Source organism: Microbulbifer maximicatervae (SeqCode) (genome assembly GCF_052467695.1).
On record NZ_CP174320.1, the window covers coordinates 5009430 to 5029808 of the forward strand.

Below are 20379 nucleotides of genomic sequence, written 5' to 3' on the forward strand. Positions count from 1 at the left end.
CCGATGAAATGCTGGGGAGCATACTGTGCCATATCAATTCTTTTTTTTAGCTTCCCGGCTATTGCTGATGAAGCCGAGACAAAAGGCGGGCTGAAAATTGTCTCTGACGATGGGGATTTCTCCGCACAACTCGGCGGAAGGATTCACTTCGATACATACATTTTTGACAAAGACCTAGAAGATCCGGTCAATACAACCGACTTCCGTCGGGTTAGATTGACAATGAAAGGCAATCTATGGAAGTGGGACTATAAGCTTGAAAGAGACTTTGCTGATGATGGAGCTGGAGGGTTGAGGGATGTCTACTTAGCAACAAAGTTCTATACGGGAAAACTAACCATCGGCAATTTTAAACCCAGCCGCTCAATCAATGAGCTGACAAGCTCCAATGACCTAGTGCTTATGGAGCGGGCATTTACCAGCGCTGCAGGTATTTATTCTGGACGTGGACGTCAACAGGGTATCGACTGGCATACGCATTGGTGCTGTTATACATTTGGTTTTACGTTATTCAATTTACGAGACCCCGGTGACCCCAGAAATTCTGGGTTTGGCGCAGCAACCCGACTGACCTGGGCCCCAATTAACGATGCCTTATCAACAGTTCACCTGGGTGTATACCGTAGCTACGAAAAAGCGAATCAAGACAGTCCCGATATCGTTGCTGAAGTTGCCTATGCGGGCCGACGAGGGCCGGAGCAGCTGATAGCAATCACACCTGGCGGATCAGATAATTTTTTTGGCGAGTTTGGTGACGATGAGTTCTTCCTTGGGGATGGTGGGGGCAGAGTCAACACTACCGGTTTCGAGCTAGCTGCGACTTACGGCCCTCTATTCGGCCAAGCGGAATATGCGTATGGTCATTTCACAGGGAAGATATACCTCTCTGAATTGACCTATGAGGAATTCTTCGGTCTTCCGCCAAGTTTTTTTTGCGATCCCATAAGCGGATGCTTTATTGGCGGGCAGGATGTTCATGCCTGGTACATTATGGGAAGCTGGGCAATTACCGGCCAACATAAACCCTACGACTCCAAGATCGGAGTATTTAAATCTATCAAGCCATCTCCTCCAGAGGGTGCCTGGGAAGTTGCCGCAAGATATACCGCTATAGAGAATCGGGATTTTCGCCAGCTACGAGCCAGTAATTTTACACTTGGGGTCAATTACTATTTCAACCCAAAAATCCGGGTAATGATGAACATCACCCTCGGCGATGACGATTTTACTGGAGATAAAACCAACCAATTCGCCATACGATTACAAGGGGTTTGGTAGGGGGGTATAAAGTGACTCAAGACAGTCCTCAAGCCACTTTATCAAACAGGCAATTAACCTACTTGCTGTGCCTTAGCTGGGTCAAAAACCTCAACTTCCGCTGAAAGTTTTATATCCCGAACCGGGTTTTCAAATCGATTTAATGCGATATTTCGCTGTTCTTTCGCTTTCTCAATATTGGCCTCCTTCACCGGGCCGTAGCCCCGGATGATATCCGGATATTGAAGTAGCTCAACTGCAGCAGCGTGATTCTGCGAATTTAATTGGCCCAGAACTTTCTTAACCAACTCTTCATATTCGCTAATCAGTGCCCTCTCCATTTTTCGCTCAGCTGTATAGCCAAAAATATCAAGCGCCGATCCGCGCAAGAACTTCAGCTTCGCCAAAACACCAAATGCCTTATACATCCAACCGCCAAATTTCATTTTGCGGGGACGCCCCAAGGCTTTATCGAAGCGCGCCAGTAAAGGGGGAGCCAAATTGAACTCCAGGGTAAAGTCACCACTGAAGTTCTCTTTTAGCGATTCGGTAAAGCGGCTATCGGTATATAGGCGAGCCACCTCGTACTCATCCTTATAGGCAAGCAATTTTGCATAATTGCGCGCAACCACCTCGGCCAACTGGACATTCCCGGGCACTTTTAAAATCTCAGCAGATTTCACCGTATCGACCAAACTGCGGTAACGCTCGGCGAGGTCCGTATTTTGATAACCTGTGAGGTGCTCCACCCGGTGAGCCACAATCGCTTCAAGAGTTTGTGGTACCTCTACTGCAACTTTTTCGTGGGTTAACAGTTTGTCCAGAGCGTTGCGATTTTCTGCCGCCAACCGCCCTGCAGCAAATCCCTGCAGATTTCCTTCCACAGCGACACCGTTTAAGCGGATCGCTTCCAGCAGGGAGGCTTCAGTTAGCGGAATCAACCCTTTCTGCCAGGCGTAGCCGAGCATAAAAATGTTGGCGGCGAGCGTATCACCCAGAGCTGCCTTGGTCAGGCGATGCGCTTCTACTGAGCTGAGCTCATTAACCGCGCCACTCACCGTATCCAATACCGCTTGCGGTGAGTGGACATCCTCACGCCCGAGAACCGTTGCCGCCGTTGGGCTCAAGTGGGTATTCACTACCGCGCGACTGTGAGATTTATCCAGTTTAACCAAACATGCTGCCACATTGCCGGCTGCAATCAGGTCACAGGCCATTAGGGCATCGGCACGACCGTCGGAAATACGTACCGCCTGCAAAGACTCGGGCGCAGCCGCAAAGCGAATATGGGAGTAAACCGCTCCGCCCTTCTGAGCCAATCCGGTCTGATCAAGGGTGCTGCACGCTTTGTCCTCGATATGTGCCGCCATCGCTAGCAAGGCGCCAATGGTCACTACACCCGTACCGCCAACGCCGGTAACCAGGAAATTATACGGCTGCTGTAAGCCCGGAAGCTGTGGCGAGGGCAACTTGGCCGCTTCAGTTCGCAACACGTCACCTACCCCGGCGCCCTTGGCAATATTGCCACCCTTCACAGTGACAAATGAGGGGCAGAAGCCGTTAACGCAGGACATATCCTGATTACAGCCGGTTTGGTTCACCCTGCGTTTATCGCCCAGCGCCGTTTCCACTTTCTCAACAGCGATACAGCTCGACTGCTGGACGCAGTCCCCACAGCCTTCACACACCAGCTCGTTGATGAAGGGGCGCCCCTCGGCTTTAGGCAATAGCCCGCGCTTGCGCTTGCGGCGCAGTTCGGTGGCACAGGTCTGGTCGTAAATAATAACGGTACAACCTTCAACCTCACGCAGCTCATCCATTACAACGGGCAAGTAATCCCGGTGACGAATTTCAACTTCACTGGGGAAGGACAGCGCACCCTTGTATTTATCCGGGTTATCCATCACCAGGACAACTTTCTGCACCCCTTCTGCCAAAACTTGGCGACAGATCATATCCGGAGCCAACTCACCATCGTGGGGCTGGCCGCCGGTCATGGCGACCGCATCATTAAACAGGATCTTGTAAGTGATATTGACCTTGGCAGCCACGGAAGCGCGAATCGCCAAAATACCGGAGTGGAAATAGGTACCATCACCCAGGTTTACAAAGACATGCTTTTCAGTAGTAAACGGCGCCTGCCCTACCCAGTTGACCCCTTCGGCACCCATTTGGGTGAAGGTATAAGTCTCCCGGTCGAGCCACTGGGCCATATAGTGACAACCAATACCTGCTAAGGCTCGGCTTCCTTCTGGCACCTTGGTGGAACGGTTGTGAGGGCAGCCGGCACAGAACATAGGCAAGCGAGACACACTTGAGCCAGTCTGCTGGGAAATACGTTCAGCCAGCGCATTGAGACGCATCAAGCGGTGCTTGCCGCCTTCATCCAACTTGTCCTCACCTAAAACAAAACCCAATACCTGGGCAATAATCGCTGGCGACAGCTCGCCATAAGCGGGCATCAGCGGCTGATCACAATCGTCCACTTTACCGAGAATACGCGGGAAATTCGGGTCCTTCACGTGGACGTTGTACAGTTCCTCTTTCAGCTGTACTTCCATCAAACTGCGTTTTTCCTCAAGCACCAGCAGCGTATCCAAGCCACGGGCAAACTCCTGGATACCCGGCACATCCAACGGGTAGGTCATACCCACTTTAAGGATTCGGATACCGAGCTGCTTGGCCTTCTGCTCATCGATACCCATATCTTCGAAGGCCTGCATCAAGTCCAGATGGGCCTTACCGGTAGTGACGATGCCGAGGCTCGCCTCAGGGTTTTCCAATACAACCTTGTTGAGTTTATTGGCGCGGGCAAAAGCCAGCGCAGCAGGGCGCTTGTAGCGCCACAGGCGCTCTTCCTGCTCGAGAGGGTTATCCTGCTTGCGAATATTCAGGCCGCCCTCGGGACGTTCAATATCCGGGTAGTGGAATTTAACCCGCTCAGGGTCCACTTCCACGGTCGCAGAGCTATCCATATTTTCTGCCAGGGTGATCATTGCCACCCAGCAGCCGCTAAAGCGGGACAGCTCCAGCCCGTAGTGACCATAATCCAACACTTCCTGCACGGTGGCGGGGTTAAGTACTGGAATATGCATATCCACAAAGGCAAATTCAGACTGCCCTGGATAGGAGGATGACTTACAGCCGTGGTCATCGCCGGCAACGATCAGTGCGCCACCTTTGGGAGAGGAGCCAGCGGCATTGGCATGGCGAAATGCATCGCAGGAGCGGTCGACACCCGGTGTCTTACCATACCAAATCCCACAGACGCCATCCACTTCTGCACCCTGGAACAAGCCCACCTGCTGGGAACCCCAAACTGCCGTAGCCGCCAACTCTTCATTGACGCCAGGCTGGAAACGGATGTTGTACTCTCCCAGCAGTTTTTTCGCCCTGGATAACTGCAGGTCGTAGCCACCTAAGGGCGACCCCCGATAACCGGAGATAAAAGTCGCGGTATTGAGGTCGCGATCCCGGTCCATTCGCATCTGGTCTATGGGTAAGCGCACAAGGGCCTGGATACCTGAAAGGAGCACACGGCCCTTGAGCATGGTGTAGCGGTCGTCCAATGAAACCTGTTTTTTTACTTGGGAATCCGCCGTACTTTGAGGACTGGTTACTTTTTCAGTCATACACCTACTTCCGGTTAATTATTCTTCTCGAAACCCGGTTCGAGTTATTAGTCATTATTCTTCCGAATAGTCCGTTTTCTGTGGTTAGATGCGCCTGTTTTTATATTTGCCGCAAAGTCCCAGAGCGGCTGAGGGCACACTGCACCTATCCCGAAACGGTTTAGTCAGGTCATACTAGTTCGTTAAGCGCAATAGAGCATTGCTTTATTCACGCAAATATGCGTAAATTTGTGATAGAAGTTTCGATTTAGATAATTTTTATAGGATAGGAGTCTTTATGAAGCGTTCGACAGACCTGGATGATTTTGACCGTAAGATTCTGCGAGCGCTGCAGGAGAACGCAGATTACTCCATGGCAGAGCTGGGCGATAAAGTCGGCCTTTCGCACACCCCCTGCTGGCGCAGAATCAAGCGATTGGAAGCCGAAGGCATTATCCGTGGCCGTGTTACCCTGCTGGACCCACGCAAACTGGATCTGGGTGTCACCGTATACTGCTACGTTACCATCCACAATCACGATGAGGAATCCCTGAACAACTTTGAATCAGCAGTTCAGGATGTCCAGGAGGTGGTCGAGTGCTATTCCACCAGCGGAGACAAAGACTATGTCCTGCGCGTTGTAGTGGATAGTGTGGAACACTATGAGCAATTACTGAAACGCTCCCTGGTACACCTGCCAAACGTGGCCTCAGTCAACTCCACCTTTGCCCTCAAGCAGGTGAAGTACACCACCCAGCTGCCACTTTAAGCCAAAAGTGTGAAAAGTAAAGCCCCTTGCTTTAACCCATGGGGCTTACTGAGAAAATTTCGGTTACTCTGCAATCTCCCGCAGCGCATTAAGTAAATGATCAAGCGTTTCCTGCAGTGACTTTCTGTCACAATCCACCGTTATTTCAGCATATTGCCGGTAAAGGGCCTGTCGCTCTTCAAATAAGTCCGCAAAAGACTGCCCGGGCGCCTTCGCAATGCCACGGCTTTCATAATTATGGATACGTCGGCGCAATTCCTCCGCTGAACACTGAAGAAACACTACCACACCCTGACTGCGTAGATTCGCCATGCCCTCTTCGCTATAGACTGCGCTTCCTCCAGTGGCAATAACATCACTGGGGAGGGTGGCCTCAGCTAATACCTCCCCTTCAATAGCGCGGAGATTAAGATAGTCACTTTCAGCCATAATTTGCTGCAAAGTCTTGCCCTCTCTGGACTGGATCAGAACATCAGTATCTGTAAACCCCAGTGCTAACTCCTTTGCCAACAACACCCCCAGCGTACTTTTACCGGCGCCGGGCATTCCAATCAGGACAATACTTTTTCTTTTTTTCATTTTATTAATACTTGCACATTCAATCGCTATGGCGGGGAAAGAATACCGAGCGCAACCAACCCAATAAGGTGTTCCCACCCAACATCATCTTATCCAATTCATCCAGATTATGCGCTTGGCGAAAGGCATCGGCAAATAATGCCTCGCGGGTAATCATTCGCCGCTTGGGATTAATTGATTTAATGGGTTTTGCCGGATTACCGGCGACAACCGTATTTGCGGGGACATCCTTGGTGACGATACTGCCGGCTCCCACTACAGAATTATCACCGATAGTGACACCTTTGCAGATGGTTGCACTATCTCCAATCCAAACATTGTTACCCAGGCGCACCGGGGAGGTACAACGGAAGGGCCGTGTGCGATTGTAGAGCCCATGCCAATCAGAATCGGAAATATACACATTGGCTGCGATCATACAGGCGTCGCCAATCTCAATAGATTGAGCCGCAGAAATACGTACCCCTGGAGAGATCAATACGAAATCCCCAATAGTAATAAATGCCTCTCCCCCCTTGTGCCCAAAAGTGGTAAAGCGAATACACTTCTCGTTGTTGGAGATTAAGTGAGGGTAATTTCCGAGCCGAACATTTCCGCCAAAAACATGGACAGAACCCGGGTCCATTACTTCCGGCTCAACCCCAACCGCATCGAATTGCGGCAGAAGGAAATACTCTGTTCGCCATTTGCGCCAACGGAGCTGCAGTCGCTTGAGCCAATAGGGCCTGTGATCCTTACGCATATTTTAATTTCTACTTATATTTTATGGGATTTATGGAGCCCTGAGTAAAAACCCAATTGCTTTTGTATTAGTGGCAGTTTAGTGTTTCGGCCACGAAAAATAGCAAGCGTTTACCCATGTCCCTAAATCTACCTATTGATATTCGAGCAATTAAAGGTTTCCTCGCCGCCCATGAAGGGGAAGCTCTCTACCACTTGGCAGCTGAAGCCAGCTCACTGGGTCCCTGTCTTGAAGTGGGCAGCTACTGCGGCAAATCATCAATTTACCTGGCCAGTGCCTGTAAGCTGACCGATAACGTCCTGTTCGCCGTGGACCACCATCGAGGATCTGAAGAGCACCAGCCCGGAGAGGAGTATCACGATCCCGAACTGTTTGATGGCCAGGCCAATTTAATGGACAGTTTTCGCACTTTCCGCGCGAATATTCGCGCGGCAGAATTGGATGACTGGGTTGTTCCCGTCGTCGCCCCCTCCGCAACAGCTGCACGCTGCTGGAATACCCCTTTGGGTCTCGTATTTATTGACGGCGGCCACTCCCTGGAAGCGGCCATGACCGATTATCGCAGCTGGTCCCGCCATATCGTGCCCGGTGGCTACCTGGCGATCCACGACATTTTCCCGGACCCCGCCGATGGCGGCCAAGCGCCCTACGATATTTACAAGCTAGCCCTGGCTTCCGCTCAATTCGAGCTCGTCGAAACTGTCGACACCCTGGGAATCCTGCGCCGCATTTAGGGGCAGGCGCACCGATGTAAATAGCTCGCTCGCTGGCGTTAATCCGGCGAGTGCATCGGCAGCCAGAAGCATGGCTCCTACAGTCCAGGTGGTTTTTTCCTCCGGCCAGATGGCCTCATCCCGGTAGACATAACCGGTCCAGTAGCCCCCATCTTTATCCTGCCAACGGTGTAAACCGCGATACAAAATTTCCGCCCGCGAACGCTGGCCAGCAGCGATTAGGGACATGGTGAGTTCGCAGGATTCAGCCACCGTCACCCAGGGCTCATCGCTGACGCAACGGCAACCCAAACCAGCCACGACAAACTCATCCCAGCGCTGCTGAAGACGCAACTGCGCTGCCTCACCAGAAAAGGCACCGGTTAATACGGGATAAAACCAGTCCATTGAAAAGCGCGCCTTGCTTTCCCAGGTGCGATCAAAGCGCTCCGGTTTATTGCGCAGCGCATCGCCCAAAGCTTCCCGGGCAAGTATCCATTGGGGGCGAGCAACCCCCAGCTGGTGGGCAATATTAATTGCGCATTCCAGACTTTTATAAATGGAAGAGCAACCAGTGATCAGGGCATCTTCCATAGGGGCGCCCTCTGAATCTACCGCCCAATGAATTTCGCCAAATTCCGTTTGCAAGCGTAATACAAACTCGATTGCACGCTCCACCATCGGCCAATAGCGCTGTAAAAACAGTGTGTCTCTACTGATCAGGAAGTACTGCCAAATTCCTGTTGCCACATAGGCAACAAAATTGGTTTCACGGCGCTCCCGGTTGTCAATATCGCCATCTTTATAAGCGGCCCACCAGCTGCCGTCCTCCAGCTGAATCTCAGCCAACCAGCAATAGGCATTTTCAGCAGCACTGAACTCTCCGGCAATGGCGAGCCCCATAGCGGCCTCAACATGATCCCAGGGGTCGGCATAGCCCCCTTTAAACCAGGGAATTGAACCATCGGGGAGCTGCTGGGAGAGAATATAGGCGGCGCTATCCAGGATAAATCCTTCAGGGAAAAGACCAGAAGCTTTTGCCGGCACAGAAATTTTACTCATGCTTCAACTCCCTCAGGCAGGGAGAGGGCCGCATCCACTTGTTGTGTCGACCCGGCAGGTTTCACAAAATAGAGAGCGATACTTTTTCCCAACAGCGGGTTCAATAGTTTTTCGAGAACCCGGGTAAAGGCTGGTTTCTTCATCAGATCCCACACCAACAGGCGGTGATAGGCAGAGACCAAACGGGAATCGGGCTTGTCCCAAAACAAACACTTTAACCACCAGTAAGGTGCATGTAACGCATGGGCCTTATGCCGGGCAAAATAGTGGTGTCCCAGCCTTTCAATATCCTCTCGCAGCTCGCGCTCGCGGAATATTCGGATATGACCACCCTCAACCTGATGGTATTCATCGCTGAGTTTCCAGCACACCCACTCGGGAAAAAATGCCGGTACTGTCGCGGCAAAAATACCGGAGGGTTTTAATACCCGGTTAATCTCAGCCAGGACAGACTTGTAATCGGGGATATGCTCAAGTACCTCTGAGCAGATAACCACATCAAAACTCCCATCGGCAAATGGTAGTTGCAAGCCATTGGCAACTCCGAACTGCAAGCGACCCTTTGAGTGCTCGGGAGAGCGGAAAGGTTCCGCTCGCTCACTGGCAGTGCGCACATCATCAAAACACAGGTCAATGCCGTAAACATCGACATCATCGGTGATCATCAAGTGGATGGAATGGCGCCCTTCACCGCACCCCAAGTCGAGGACTTTTTGGCCAGGGCGAAGATTTAAGTGCTGGGGATCTACAGTAATCATTAAGCCGCCTCCGCACTGCGCATATTCGGAGTTTCTATTTCATGACTACTGGGTTGTTCCGCCAATGTATGTCCGAGAATTTCCCGGTAATATTTCACCAAACTCTCTGCAGCGATTTTCCAGGAAAATTTATTTTCAATGCGCTGGCGACCTTTCTCACTGAGTTCTTTTCGCAGCGCTTCGCTGGATAAAACCTGGCGCAGGGCATTGGCCAAAGCTTCGTGATTTCCTGCAGGGACCACGATTCCGGCATCCCCAACCACCTCAGGCAAGGCACCCCCGTCACTGGATACTACCGGAGCACCACATGCCATTGCCTCCCCGGCAGGTAAACCAAACCCCTCATAGAGCGATGGGCAAACTACCGCTGTAGCCTTGCGGTAATTATCGACCAGTTCTTCGTTAGAAATACCGGAGACAAACTGAACCCTATCCTGAAGATCCAGATCGTGAAGCAAGCGTTCCGTAGCGCCACCTTCGCGTAATTTGCCAACCACCAACAACTCTATGTTTTCATATTCCTGGCGCAGTTCCGCCAACGCCTGTAATAAAAAGCGCAGACCTTTGAGGGGCTGATCTGCCGATGCGGTGGTCATAATTCGCAGAGACAAGCGCTTATTTTCTGCCCCTGGGTTAAATAATTCGGTATCAATACCGTTGTAAATCAGGTGAATCTGCTCGGGAGCTACGCCAAACTGCTCGATAATATCCCGCTCAGATTGCTTGGAAACTGTCACGATATGGCGAAGCTTCCGCGATACCTTAATCTGCATATTCAAAAAATTATGCCAGCGACGTACCAGCAAACGAAAACGCCAATCGGGGGCGGCATCTAATGCCAGTTGACGATCCCGGGTAATGGGGTGATGAATTGTCGCGACAACAGGCAATCCATTTTTCTCGATATCCAGCAAGCCGTAACACAGTGATTGGTTATCGTGAACAATGTCGTATTGTTTGCCGTGCTTGCGCAGGTATTTATTTACCCGACGGCCAAAGGTATAAGGCTCAGCAAAACCGCCGGTAAGCTTACTCCACCATTCAAAAAAATCCGCCCACGAGAGCAGGTGGCGAGGTTTCAAGGCCCGCGCTGGACGCTCAACTTCATAGAGGTTCAACCCTGGCATTTTGATGAGTTTTACGCGCTCATCGAGTTCTGGGTAGGGCTGGCCAGAAATAACATCCACGGAGTGACCAGCATCAACCAGTGCTTTACTCAGGTAGCGCAGGTAGATGCCCTGACCACCACTGTGTGGATTGCTGCGATACCCCAAAAGGCATATTTTTAGTGGCTGCGTCTCGCCAGCCGTTGGACCGTCTGCACAATTTCCCAAGGCGGTCATAGTTTCCCCATCTGCAATATTCTTATACCCCATAACATTATCCGCTCTCGCACAGACATTCTGCGAATGCCAACGTCTAAGAGCCGACCGTCTGGGGTGTCTCGCTGGTAAAGCGGAAGAATACACTGGCGGAGAAATGACTGCTAGGCGGAAGCGGTCCACCCTCTTGGTATCCTGGCCCAAGGATGTGTGCTCGCAAGCCAAAATAGCAACAAAAGCCCAGCAACCGCACACCGTGTCATTCGATACACTCAAGCCATGGCGACTTTAAAAGAAGGGATTAATACGAACAGGAAGTGGAAATAAGTCAATCGAAAATAAAAAAATGCCCGCCAAAAGGCGGGCCAGATTTCTCGAACACACTTTCAGGAGGAGAGTTTCAAGCACATTACGCACTTAAATTTAGGTATAGCAGAGGAAATACCCCCACTAACTCTCCTGTCGTGAAAGCCGTTCACTAAAACGGCAATCGGCGCTAAAGCACACCGCCAATGTTTATACCCGATGCAGATAACTCTGGTATTCAACATCGGTAACGCGGGCAGCTATCTCTGCTTGCTCCTGTCTTTTCAACAGAGAGAACAATTCCACAAAGCGCGGATCAAGATACTCGCGCCACAAGGGGCTCTGCTCAAAGCGCTCCAGTGCGCCACTCCAGGTATTGATCAACTTCTCACTCTCCACCTGATAAGCATCGCCTTCCACAGGTGCAGGCGCTTCCACCTGGTTCTCAATGCCATGACACACACCAGTGAGAATCGCAGCTAACACCAGATAGGGGTTAACATCCGCCCCGGCAATGCGGTGCTCGATACGCCGCGCCACAGGATCGCTGGCGGGCACACGCAAAGTTGTAGTGCGATTATCGTAGCCCCAGCAGAGATTCAGCGGTGCGTGAGAGCTCTCCTGGAAGCGGCGATAGGAGTTGCTGTGAGGTGCGAAAAACGCCATCGCGTCGTTGGCAGTCGCCAGCATTCCTGCTGCGGCGTAACGCAGTAAATCGGAGCCAGTGTCAGAACCATCATCAAAAACGTTCTTTCCATTGGCGTCGATCAAACTCATATGCACGTGCATTCCGTTACCCGCCTGATCCCCGAAAGGCTTGGCCATGGTACTCACGCGGAAGCCGTGACTGCGCGCCACCCCTTTTAACAAGCGCTTAAACAGTAATGTTTGGTCTGCTACTTTAACGGGATCGGCACTGTGCAACAGGTTGATTTCAAACTGTCCCGGCGCACACTCCGACAATACTGAATCTGCGGGAATACCCTGCGCCTCGCAAGCAGCTCGCACATCGGCAAAGAAGTGTCGCTGTGCATTGAGCTCGGACAGATCGTAAACGTCGGTGGAAGGCACCAGCTCGGCGTCGTTATCGCTAACCGGGCGCGGACGCGCCAGATGATCCACCTCATCGCGGAGCAGATAGAATTCCAGCTCGGTCGCACACACGGCGGTATAACCCAGTTTGCCGAGACGCTCTACCACGCGTTGCAACTGGCTGCGGGGATCGGCATAGAGAGAGGAGCCATCTGCCTCATGTAACTGCATATGCAGCTGGGCAGTGGACTCGCGATGCCAGGGCGCCAAGCTAATAGGCGAAACCGGCAGACAAACGCCATCGCTGTCTCCACTGGCAAATACCAGCGGGCTGTCTTCGATATCCCGCCCCCAAATATCGAGACTGACCGCGCTACGCGGCATTTGCAGACTGCCCTTGAGCAATTTCTCCGCAGCTTCTGCCGGCAACCACTTCCCTCGCGGCACGCCATTGATATCGAACATAAAGCCTTCGATCCACTTTAGGTCCGAGTGTTCTGCCAGGAATTTTTGCGACTGCTCCAGCAGATCGGGCTGGGCAGTGAATTCTTTTTCTTGAGACATAAGGTGCCTGGGGTGATCCAATCTAAACGCAGAGACGACCCGCCATCCCTTTTCCATTCAAATCATGGAAAACGGAGTACCTGATCGCCTCTGCAACAGAGTATCTTGCCGCTATGTTACGCCAGTGCTTTAGCAGTGTCGTCCAGGGCGCGGTGCGCTTTTTCTACCAGCTCATCGACCTGTTCAGTGGTCATAATCAGCGGTGGTGCGATAACCATGGCATCGCCAACGGCGCGCATCACCAAACCGTGCTTGATACTCAGGTCACGACATACCGCACCAGCGGTGCAGTCATCATCAAAACGAGCGCGGCTGGCCTTATCTTTTACCAGCTCCAAGGCGCCGACCATACCCAAACTGCGGGTTTCGCCAACGATCGGATGCTCCGCCAGTTCAGCCCAGCGCTTGGACAGGTAGGGGCCGGTTACATCGCGGACATTCTCGATAATCTTCTCGTTGCGCAGAATATTGATAGTTGCCAGACCGGCCATACAGGCAGCCGGATGCGCGGAGTAGGTGTAACCGTGGGTAAACTCGCCACCTTTGGTTTTGATCACTTCAGCGACACGATCACTCACCATGGTACCGCCCAGGGGGAAGTAGCCATTGGTTACTGCTTTGGCGAAAGTCATCAGGTCGGGCTTCATGCCGTAATAGTCGGCACCGAACCACTCACCGGTACGACCGAAACCAAAAATCACTTCATCCATCACCAGCAGGATGTCGTACTGGTCCAGCACCTTCTTGACTTCCGGCCAGTAGGTTTCCGGCGGGATAATTACGCCGCCAGCACCCTGAATTGGCTCAGCGATAAACGCCGCAACATTATCCGGGCCCAGCTCCTGGATTTTCTCATCCAGGCTGCGAGCCGCTTGGATACCAAACTCCTCCGGAGACATATCGCCGCCCTCACCAAACCAGTAGGGCTGCTGTACGTACTCAATGTAGTCGAGCGGCTGGAATTGCTTGTGCATACCGCTCATACCACCCAGGCTGGCACCGGCAATGGTAGAGCCGTGATAGCCATTCTTACGGGAAATAACGATGCGCTTCTCCGGCTTTTCCTGGATATCCCAGAAACGGCGGATGAGGCGCAGGTTAGTATCATTTGCCTCGGAACCGGAACCCGTGAAGAACACATTGTTCATATGCGCCGGGGTCACTTCAGCCAGGGCGTCGGCGAGTTCAATCGAGGGCACCGTAGTGCACTGGAAGAAGCTGTTATAGAAAGGCAGGGTATTCAGCTGCTCGTAGATCGCATTGCTGATTTCTTTACGGCTGTAGCCGAGGTTGCAACACCAGAGGCCTGACATGCCATCAAGCATTTTGTTGCCATCAATATCGGTGATGTAAGCGCCCTCGGCGCTGGTAATCACACGGGTCCCCTGCTGGCCCAAGTCATGGAAGTCAGTAAATGGGTGTAGCAGGTGCTCACGGTCGTGTTGCTGCAGCTCAGTCTTGTTCATATTTCTCTCCTGGCTTTCACAGGCCTTGCTCAGCGCCCACCAATCGGGCTCAAAAGGCCAAATCGTTACCACTAATTTGTGATCACATTCTAGTGGGGCCATCGACAGAAGCGCAAGGTCTATCTGCCCTTACCGAAAATATAAGGTCGAATCGCGCCAGTGCGAGGAGAAAAAAAGGGAACTAAATAGTCAACTGGGGGGGGGAAGGAGCCGCTACAGCAGCTCCTCTGCAGAGATAGAACCGAGCCCCTCTTCAATATCCTGCTGAATGGCTTTGCGCACCTTCAACTCATCTTTACTGGCAATAGCTTCGAGCAGATCTTGATGCCGGTCTGGCAGCTCCTGCACGCCAAAGCGCTGGAAAACCAAGTGCTGGAGGGGAGCTGTCTGTAGCCACAGGCTCTCGATAAGGGACAGGATGATATGGGGCTGCCCCAGGCGATAAAGGGTAAAGTGAAATTCCAGATTAGTGGTTACATAGCGCTCGATGTCTTTCTGAGCGAGAGCTTCTGTTACACGCTCATCCAGCTCCCGAAGTTGCGCTAATTCAGCATCCCCGACCAATGGCAGTGCCTGTTCAGCGGCCTGACACTCCAGGGCCACGCGAGCGGCACAAATCTCTGCCAGTTTTTCCGGGGTCATTGTCGGCACCCTGACCCGGCGGGTATCTGACAGCTCCAGGGCCCGCTCCGAAGTCAGGCGGCGCAACGCTTCGCGAACCGGCATTGGACTGCAATTAAGCTCCGAGGCCAGGCCCCGAATAGTAATCGCCCTACCCGGCAAAAACTTTCCCCGCAGAATGGCATCCCGCACCTGAAAATAAACCCTCTCCTGAGTTGTGCGGTACTCTTCCTGGGGACTGTTAAATTCCTGCACCATACCTATGCTGCCCTGACCTGCTCCAACATATGAGGGACTTCCTCCGCACCCACCTCAATTAAATGTTCAGCCGCCCGGCCACTTTGCCAAATTTCATAAAAATCATCTGCCACCCGGCGACTGAGATCAACCACCCGCCCCCAGTACTTCAAACGGTCTTCACGGTCGAGCTTGTAGAAATCATTGCGGTCTGGAATTTTTCCATAGGGCAAGGAGGCAACAAATTTGGGCGAAGGAGCCACAACCAGAGTGGATTGCATGGCATCTCCGCGAACCCGTCGCCAAGAGAGCCCTTTATCAAACCAGCCGGGCACCATATAGGGGAAAAAGTGCGGGTAGAGCACTAGGCCCCGGGGGTGGCGGAAGCGCAGATCAAAGTGGTAATCGGTGATACCGCCATCGCGATAATTTCCCTGTGGAGCTCCCTCCGGTGTCTGCACCCCTGTCATTACCAAAGGGATACAGCCACTGGCCAGTACAGCAGCACAGGTATTCTGCTCAGTCAGCGGAATATTTTCGGTGCTCAGGTTCTGGAAGTGAATGCCTGCCGACTCTTGCGAATGAAAAACCACCCGCTCCCAAAAAGCGCTCAGGCTGTTGCGAGATACAGCATTTGCCAGTGCCGAGGCGAGTAATGCCGGCGCCAACAGCGCCTTGTTTTCACTGGCCAGTGGCCCCCTGCCCCTGACCGCCACAAAGTGGCTGTGCCAAATGGGATTTTCCACTACCTCGCGCGCACCTTCAGCACCCAACACTGCCTGCAGCATCTTGCGACCGCCGGCAGTAATCTCCTCTGGTGAGGGTTTGTCTGAATAGGCTTGGTAGATGTAGTGATGCTCTAATCGTTCAAGTGCTGACAGCGGCTCTGCCATTGCGTAACACATGTTGCGAAAACTACCGATAGATGATCCCAAGGTGACAATTGGTTCGCTCCGCCCGTTGAAGAACTCCCCCATCAATACCCGATCCAACTGACTAATCACCAGCCACTTGGGACCGCCGGAAGCGCCGACCAGCGTCGAAAATTGCCTCTGGGACAATCCCTCTTCACGTATGCGCCGCGCAGCCGTCTCTCCGGCCAGTAGAATACAACTGGTATTTTTCACTCACTTTCTCTTTTTCTTGGCCGTCAGAATTTATCTCAGGTTTCAACTATCCCGGACTACCACTCACCCTGATTTTCCATAGACATCCAGGGCTCCTGGGGTGGGAGGGGCTCTCCACTTTGCAGCAACTCAATGGAAATCCCATCTGGGGAGCGAAGAAATGCCATATGGCCGTCTCTCGGAGGTCTATTGATGACCACCCCCTGATCCATCATGCGTTGGCACACCCCGTAAATATCATTTACCCGATATGCCAGGTGTCCGAAATTCCGCCCGCCAGTGTAGCTTTCCGGGTCCCAATTGTAAGTGAGTTCCAATGTCGGGGCCTTATTCTCCCTGGCCGCTTCAAGATCCTCGGGGGCTGCGAGATACACTAGGGTGAAACGCCCTTTATCATAATCATTTCGACTAACGATCTGCAGGCCCAGCTTTTCACAGTAAAACGCCAGAGATTCATCCAGATTGGTTACGCGAACCATGGTGTGTAAGTACTTCACCCTCTACTCCTTCTTGTTGCCAAGCTCTACAATCAGCCCATAACAAATAAATCGGCTTTTTAAAGCTAAACGCATATGTATAAAAAATTCTATCGCGAGTTCCTTCAGGCGCCCAGTGGCAGTCCCTCTTCCATGCTGCACATGGCTTGCCACTCCCACCACTACTGGCCCGATGTTACCCTTGATGCAGTACAGCAGTACTGGCGCGATTCAGCACTTCTGGCCGATGAAAAATGGGGGCCAATTTTTGAGGAGAAGATACCCTCATGGCAAGCGGCGATCGCAAAATCCCTCAACTTGCCCAGGGCAGACTTGATCGCTATAGCCCCAAATACCCATGAACTAGTGTATCGGCTACTGAGTTCATTCGACCCCAGTAAACCATTGCGCATTCTCACTACAGACGGAGAGTTCTACAGTTTTACTCGCCAATTACAACGTCTGGAAGAGCTTCCTCAAGTAGAGGTAACGAGAGTTGCCAAAGAACCCTACGCCACCCTGGCAGAAAGATTTGAAACCGAACTACATAAAAATGAATACCATCTGGCCTATGCCAGCCTGGTATTTTTTGACTCCGGTGTGGTGTTTCCCCGGCTGCTGGAGGTTGCGGCACAGAAACCGCATGGCACACAATTCGTTATCGATGGATATCACGGTTTTTTTGCCCGCCCGATCGATCTTTCAACCGTTGCAGACAAGGTTTTTTTTACGGCAGGATCATATAAGTACCTAGGCGCCGGTGAAGGCCTGTGTTTTATGACAATTCCTGCGAACTGTACACTGCGCCCTGTAAATACCGGCTGGTTCGCAGAAATGGCTGAGCTGGAGAATCGCTCGGGAGAAGTCGGATATAGCGACAATTGGCTGCGCTTTGCCGGGGCGACCATGGACTATTCAACACTCTACAAAGCCTTGGCTATTTTCGATTTATTCCATCGCGAAGGCATTACCATCGAGAAAATACACAGCTATGTTCTCAATGCGCAAACCCGATTCCTGAATAGCATGGATAACTCAGACCATCCCATCTTGAATCGCAACAACTTGATTTGTCATGATCTGGAAAAAGGTCAAGGCCACTTTTTCACATTTAACTGCTCACAACCAGAAATCTCACAGAGGGTTCAGGAAGAACTCAAGGCTCGAGCAGTTCTGTGTGATCGCCGACAACAGTTTCTCAGGCTGGGATTCGCCATCTATCACGATAAGGATGAAACTTACCAGCAGGTTTTTAACTCTTAAAGCTTCAGAGCTAAGAGGACAGAGTGATTTTTACTACCGCCGCTAGAGCATATTTCACACCTAAAAGGCACACGGGCTCAGCTGCGGTTCAGGATTCAATCTATAAAATAATGGCGCCATTTTCGTCACAATAATCAGCACTCAATGGATAAGGAAGCGTTATGAAAGCAGTAAAAATTTCAGTAATTTCCCTTCTCGCCCTGCTCGCCACAGCCTGTGGTAACGAGCGGGCTCCAGAAGACCGGGGGACCATGGTATCCATCGCTGCACGGGGAGAGGCAAGTCAGGTTCCTGATATCGCAAAAATTTCTGTCGGAGTGGTGACCGAGTCAGAGGACAGCAAACAGGCAATGCGCGATAACGCCAATCAGATGGAGTCTTTAATGGCCGCCATCAAGAAATCGGGTATCAACAAGAAAGATATTCAAACCACAGGCGTTAACCTGTCTCCGCGCTACCAGTACCAGCAAAACAAAAAACCCCGAATCACTGGTTACACCGCGCGAAATACCGTCAGCGTAAAGGTTCGCAAACTGGATGAACTCGGCAAGGTCTTGGACAATCTTACCGCCGCTGGAGCCAACCAGATCAACGGTCCGAGCTTCGAAATTGGTGAACCTGCTCCAGTTCAAGCCAAAGCCCGGGAGAAAGCCCTTGAAGACGCCCAGGAACGTGCAGAAATGTACGCCAAAGCGCTGGGTACAAAAGTGCGTCGCATTGTCAGTATTTCAGAAAATGGCAACGGCGGTATGCCACGCCCCATGTACCGCACTGAAATGGCGGCCATGAAAGACAGCGCTTCCACCCCCATTTCACCGGGAGAAACCACACTTACCGTCAATCTGGATCTGGTATACGAACTCGAGGACTAATACGGAGCAATAGCTACTCACATACGGAGGCAGGAAGGATACACGGTGCTTGGGGCCATTCGGAACTTGAATATATTCATAGTCCATTTCGGTTCTTCCCTGCTGCCCCGTAATAGCTAATATCTTGTCAGCAGTGAAACAGCACCAACAGCCTTGCTGTTTCACTGCCGTTCTTCCCTACCGGCTAACCGCTGATATCTTGCTCAAGAAACACATCGCTTGGCAGCTCGCTGGATTCTTTGTAAATAACGCCTTCTTTCATCACAAACAGAACCCGTTGCATTTCCGAAATATCTTCCAGGGGATTTCCTGCCACAGCGATAATATCGGCTATCTTGCCCTCGCTAATGCTGCCCAGTTCATCCTGTACTTGCAGTAGTTGGGCCGCGTTCCAAGTCGCTGAACGCAGTGCATCGGCCGGGCTCATTCCACCCTGCACCATCAATAAGAATTCACGAGCATTATTGCCGTGACGGGTAACACCGGTATCGGTTCCAAATGCAATTTTTACTCCGCGCTTGTGAGCGCGGCTAAAAGTATCCTGCATTAAAGGCCCCATAGTCGCGGCTTTCGGGCGCACCAGGTCCGGCAGGAAACCTTCAATCGCCGATTTTTCTGTCACCCACTCGCCAGCCATTAGAGTCGGCACAAACCAGGTGTTGTTACGGCGCATCAGGTCCATCACCTCATTATCCATATAGGTGCCGTGTTCAATGGAGTCCACTCCAGCACGAATTGCGCGGATCATTCCCTCCTTACCGTGGGCATGTACTGCAACTGTGAAACCATAGTCCTTAGCAGCCTCAACAATTGCCTCCAACTCATCCTGCATAAATTGAGGGTTCTGGCCGCTCTTTGCCACACTCAAGACTCCACCAGTCGCGGTGATCTTGATCAGGTCAGCGCCGTCCTTATAGCGTTGACGAATCGCTTTGCGCGCGCTGATAGGCCCATCAATAACACCATCCACCGGGCCAGGGTTCCCCATCAAGTCCTGCCTTAGCCCATTGGTGGGGTCAGCGTGCCCACCGGTAGTTGCGATTGTCTTTGCCGCCGTATAAATACGCGGACCTTCCACCAGGCCTTTGTTGATTGCATTACGTAAACTCACAGTCACATTGTCGTGATCACCAAGATTTCGAATCGTGGTAAATCCAGCCTGTAGAGTGCGATGAGCAGCATCCACGCCGCGCAAGGTAAAATCGGCAGTATTCCAGCTGAAAGACTCCATATAAGCACGCGGCCCAAACTCGTAAGTGAGATGGCTGTGCATATCCATCAAACCTGGCAATACCGTATATTCTCTCAAGTCGACCAAGCGCTCTCGATCGCGCTTGGCAAACCCCTTCTGTACTGACTCAACCCGCCCATCGACAATATGAATGGTGCGGTCTTCCAATAATTTTCCATTACTGCTATCAAATAATTTGCCAGCGTAAATTGCGATGCTCTCGGCCCCAGCCTGTAAACTAAAAAGCCCGGCAAATACCGACAAAGCCACGGCGGCTGCGCGGTTGACAAAGTAGCTTCGGTTGGTCTTTGTTGTCATTGTCGTCCCCAGTAGATCTCTTTTAGATTCTTAACGTCCTTTACCAAGATCGC

Annotated in this window: 17 protein-coding genes; 5 read left to right on the plus strand and 12 right to left on the minus strand. The window is 51.9% G+C overall.

All coding sequences use genetic code 11. The features are described from left to right. The first annotated feature begins 3 nt into the window (after positions 1-3). Positions 4-1278 carry an OprO/OprP family phosphate-selective porin gene (locus ACJJI8_RS22035; RefSeq protein ID WP_444933751.1) on the plus strand — a complete coding sequence of 425 codons (1275 nt, stop codon included), beginning with the start codon at positions 4-6 and terminating at the stop codon, positions 1276-1278. Positions 1279-1331: 53 nt separating this feature from the next. Here ACJJI8_RS22035 and ACJJI8_RS22040 read toward each other — a convergent pair whose 3' ends face one another. Continuing rightward, positions 1332-4889: an indolepyruvate ferredoxin oxidoreductase family protein gene (locus tag ACJJI8_RS22040; protein ID WP_444933752.1), complete on the minus strand. Its 3558-nt coding sequence runs from the start codon at positions 4887-4889 to the stop codon at positions 1332-1334. 277 nt (positions 4890-5166) lie between these two features. On the opposite strand from ACJJI8_RS22040, the gene ACJJI8_RS22045 reads away from it, so the two are divergent. Next, complete coding sequence (locus ACJJI8_RS22045) at positions 5167-5637, plus strand: Lrp/AsnC family transcriptional regulator (protein WP_020413378.1); 471 nt, start codon at positions 5167-5169, stop codon at positions 5635-5637. Between the two features lie 63 nt (positions 5638-5700). On the opposite strand, the gene ACJJI8_RS22050 is transcribed toward ACJJI8_RS22045, so the two are convergent. Together ACJJI8_RS22050 and ACJJI8_RS22055 are read right to left on the minus strand one after the other, a co-directional pair. Beyond that, positions 5701-6216 carry a shikimate kinase gene (locus ACJJI8_RS22050; RefSeq protein WP_444933753.1) on the minus strand — a complete coding sequence of 172 codons (516 nt, stop codon included), beginning with the start codon at positions 6214-6216 and terminating at the stop codon, positions 5701-5703. 19 nt (positions 6217-6235) lie between these two features. Beyond that, complete coding sequence (locus ACJJI8_RS22055; protein ID WP_444933754.1) at positions 6236-6958, minus strand: acyltransferase; 723 nt, start codon at positions 6956-6958, stop codon at positions 6236-6238. A 116-nt stretch (positions 6959-7074) separates the two neighbouring features. On the opposite strand from ACJJI8_RS22055, the gene ACJJI8_RS22060 reads away from it, so the two are divergent. Continuing rightward, the gene (locus tag ACJJI8_RS22060) at positions 7075-7692 is read left to right on the plus strand and encodes a class I SAM-dependent methyltransferase (RefSeq protein ID WP_282932028.1); all 618 of its coding nucleotides are present in this window, start codon (positions 7075-7077) and stop codon (positions 7690-7692) included. Here the strand turns inward: ACJJI8_RS22060 and ACJJI8_RS22065 are convergent. The 8 genes from ACJJI8_RS22065 to ACJJI8_RS22100 all read right to left on the minus strand — a co-directional run bounded on the left by ACJJI8_RS22065 (position 7621) and on the right by ACJJI8_RS22100 (position 16663). Then, complete coding sequence (locus ACJJI8_RS22065; protein ID WP_444933755.1) at positions 7621-8733, minus strand: prenyltransferase/squalene oxidase repeat-containing protein; 1113 nt, start codon at positions 8731-8733, stop codon at positions 7621-7623. The two genes, ACJJI8_RS22060 and ACJJI8_RS22065, sit on opposite strands and share 72 nt — an antisense overlap. Then, positions 8730-9491, minus strand: a complete 762-nt coding sequence (locus tag ACJJI8_RS22070) for a class I SAM-dependent methyltransferase (RefSeq protein WP_444933756.1) — start codon at positions 9489-9491, stop codon at positions 8730-8732. The genes ACJJI8_RS22065 and ACJJI8_RS22070 overlap by 4 nt, the downstream gene beginning before the upstream one ends. After that, positions 9491-10867, minus strand: a complete 1377-nt coding sequence (locus tag ACJJI8_RS22075) for a glycosyltransferase family 4 protein (protein WP_413662689.1) — start codon at positions 10865-10867, stop codon at positions 9491-9493. Before ACJJI8_RS22075 ends, ACJJI8_RS22070 begins: the two co-directional genes overlap by 1 nt. Before the next feature lie 462 nt (positions 10868-11329). Beyond that, entirely contained in the window at positions 11330-12715 is a 1386-nt protein-coding gene (locus ACJJI8_RS22080) for a glutamine synthetase family protein (RefSeq protein ID WP_444911177.1), read from the minus strand. 116 nt (positions 12716-12831) lie between these two features. Next, positions 12832-14181 (minus strand): aspartate aminotransferase family protein, encoded by a 1350-nt coding sequence (locus ACJJI8_RS22085; protein WP_282932024.1) that lies wholly within the window; start codon positions 14179-14181, stop codon positions 12832-12834. 213 nt (positions 14182-14394) lie between these two features. Continuing rightward, the gene (locus ACJJI8_RS22090; protein WP_282932023.1) at positions 14395-15060 is read right to left on the minus strand and encodes a GntR family transcriptional regulator; all 666 of its coding nucleotides are present in this window, start codon (positions 15058-15060) and stop codon (positions 14395-14397) included. A 2-nt stretch (positions 15061-15062) separates the two neighbouring features. Then, a complete protein-coding gene (locus ACJJI8_RS22095) occupies positions 15063-16166 on the minus strand; it encodes a hypothetical protein (protein ID WP_444933757.1) in 1104 nt (367 codons plus the stop codon). A 56-nt stretch (positions 16167-16222) separates the two neighbouring features. Further along, a complete protein-coding gene (locus ACJJI8_RS22100) occupies positions 16223-16663 on the minus strand; it encodes a VOC family protein (RefSeq protein WP_444933758.1) in 441 nt (146 codons plus the stop codon). Positions 16664-16738: 75 nt separating this feature from the next. Here ACJJI8_RS22100 and ACJJI8_RS22105 point away from each other — a divergent pair, with 75 nt between their 5' ends. Both ACJJI8_RS22105 and ACJJI8_RS22110 read left to right on the plus strand, forming a co-directional pair. Beyond that, entirely contained in the window at positions 16739-17905 is a 1167-nt protein-coding gene (locus ACJJI8_RS22105) for an aminotransferase class V-fold PLP-dependent enzyme (protein ID WP_444933759.1), read from the plus strand. A 161-nt stretch (positions 17906-18066) separates the two neighbouring features. Continuing rightward, complete coding sequence (locus ACJJI8_RS22110; protein ID WP_444893270.1) at positions 18067-18777, plus strand: SIMPL domain-containing protein; 711 nt, start codon at positions 18067-18069, stop codon at positions 18775-18777. A gap of 184 nt (positions 18778-18961) precedes the next feature. Here the strand turns inward: ACJJI8_RS22110 and ACJJI8_RS22115 are convergent, their stop codons facing one another. Next, the gene (locus ACJJI8_RS22115) at positions 18962-20326 is read right to left on the minus strand and encodes a metal-dependent hydrolase family protein (RefSeq protein ID WP_444897962.1); all 1365 of its coding nucleotides are present in this window, start codon (positions 20324-20326) and stop codon (positions 18962-18964) included. Positions 20327-20379: the final 53 nt, after the last annotated feature.

Excerpts from the sequence above, each read along its gene's own strand:
- ACJJI8_RS22105 (WP_444933759.1), top strand. The coding sequence starts at position 16,739 with ATGTATAAAAAATTCTATCGCGAGTTCCTTCAGGCGCCCAGTGGCAGT.
- ACJJI8_RS22110 (WP_444893270.1), top strand. The coding sequence starts at position 18,067 with ATGAAAGCAGTAAAAATTTCAGTAATTTCCCTTCTCGCCCTGCTCGCC.
- ACJJI8_RS22035 (WP_444933751.1), top strand. The coding sequence starts at position 4 with ATGAAATGCTGGGGAGCATACTGTGCCATATCAATTCTTTTTTTTAGC.
- ACJJI8_RS22040 (WP_444933752.1), bottom strand. The coding sequence starts at position 4,889 with ATGACTGAAAAAGTAACCAGTCCTCAAAGTACGGCGGATTCCCAAGTA.
- ACJJI8_RS22055 (WP_444933754.1), bottom strand. The coding sequence starts at position 6,958 with ATGCGTAAGGATCACAGGCCCTATTGGCTCAAGCGACTGCAGCTCCGT.
- ACJJI8_RS22090 (WP_282932023.1), bottom strand. The coding sequence starts at position 15,060 with ATGGTGCAGGAATTTAACAGTCCCCAGGAAGAGTACCGCACAACTCAG.
- ACJJI8_RS22050 (WP_444933753.1), bottom strand. The coding sequence starts at position 6,216 with ATGAAAAAAAGAAAAAGTATTGTCCTGATTGGAATGCCCGGCGCCGGT.
- ACJJI8_RS22080 (WP_444911177.1), bottom strand. The coding sequence starts at position 12,715 with ATGTCTCAAGAAAAAGAATTCACTGCCCAGCCCGATCTGCTGGAGCAG.
- ACJJI8_RS22070 (WP_444933756.1), bottom strand. The coding sequence starts at position 9,491 with ATGATTACTGTAGATCCCCAGCACTTAAATCTTCGCCCTGGCCAAAAA.
- ACJJI8_RS22045 (WP_020413378.1), top strand. The coding sequence starts at position 5,167 with ATGAAGCGTTCGACAGACCTGGATGATTTTGACCGTAAGATTCTGCGA.
- ACJJI8_RS22065 (WP_444933755.1), bottom strand. The coding sequence starts at position 8,733 with ATGAGTAAAATTTCTGTGCCGGCAAAAGCTTCTGGTCTTTTCCCTGAA.
- ACJJI8_RS22075 (WP_413662689.1), bottom strand. The coding sequence starts at position 10,867 with ATGGGGTATAAGAATATTGCAGATGGGGAAACTATGACCGCCTTGGGA.
- ACJJI8_RS22115 (WP_444897962.1), bottom strand. The coding sequence starts at position 20,326 with ATGACAACAAAGACCAACCGAAGCTACTTTGTCAACCGCGCAGCCGCC.
- ACJJI8_RS22085 (WP_282932024.1), bottom strand. The coding sequence starts at position 14,181 with ATGAACAAGACTGAGCTGCAGCAACACGACCGTGAGCACCTGCTACAC.
- ACJJI8_RS22060 (WP_282932028.1), top strand. The coding sequence starts at position 7,075 with ATGTCCCTAAATCTACCTATTGATATTCGAGCAATTAAAGGTTTCCTC.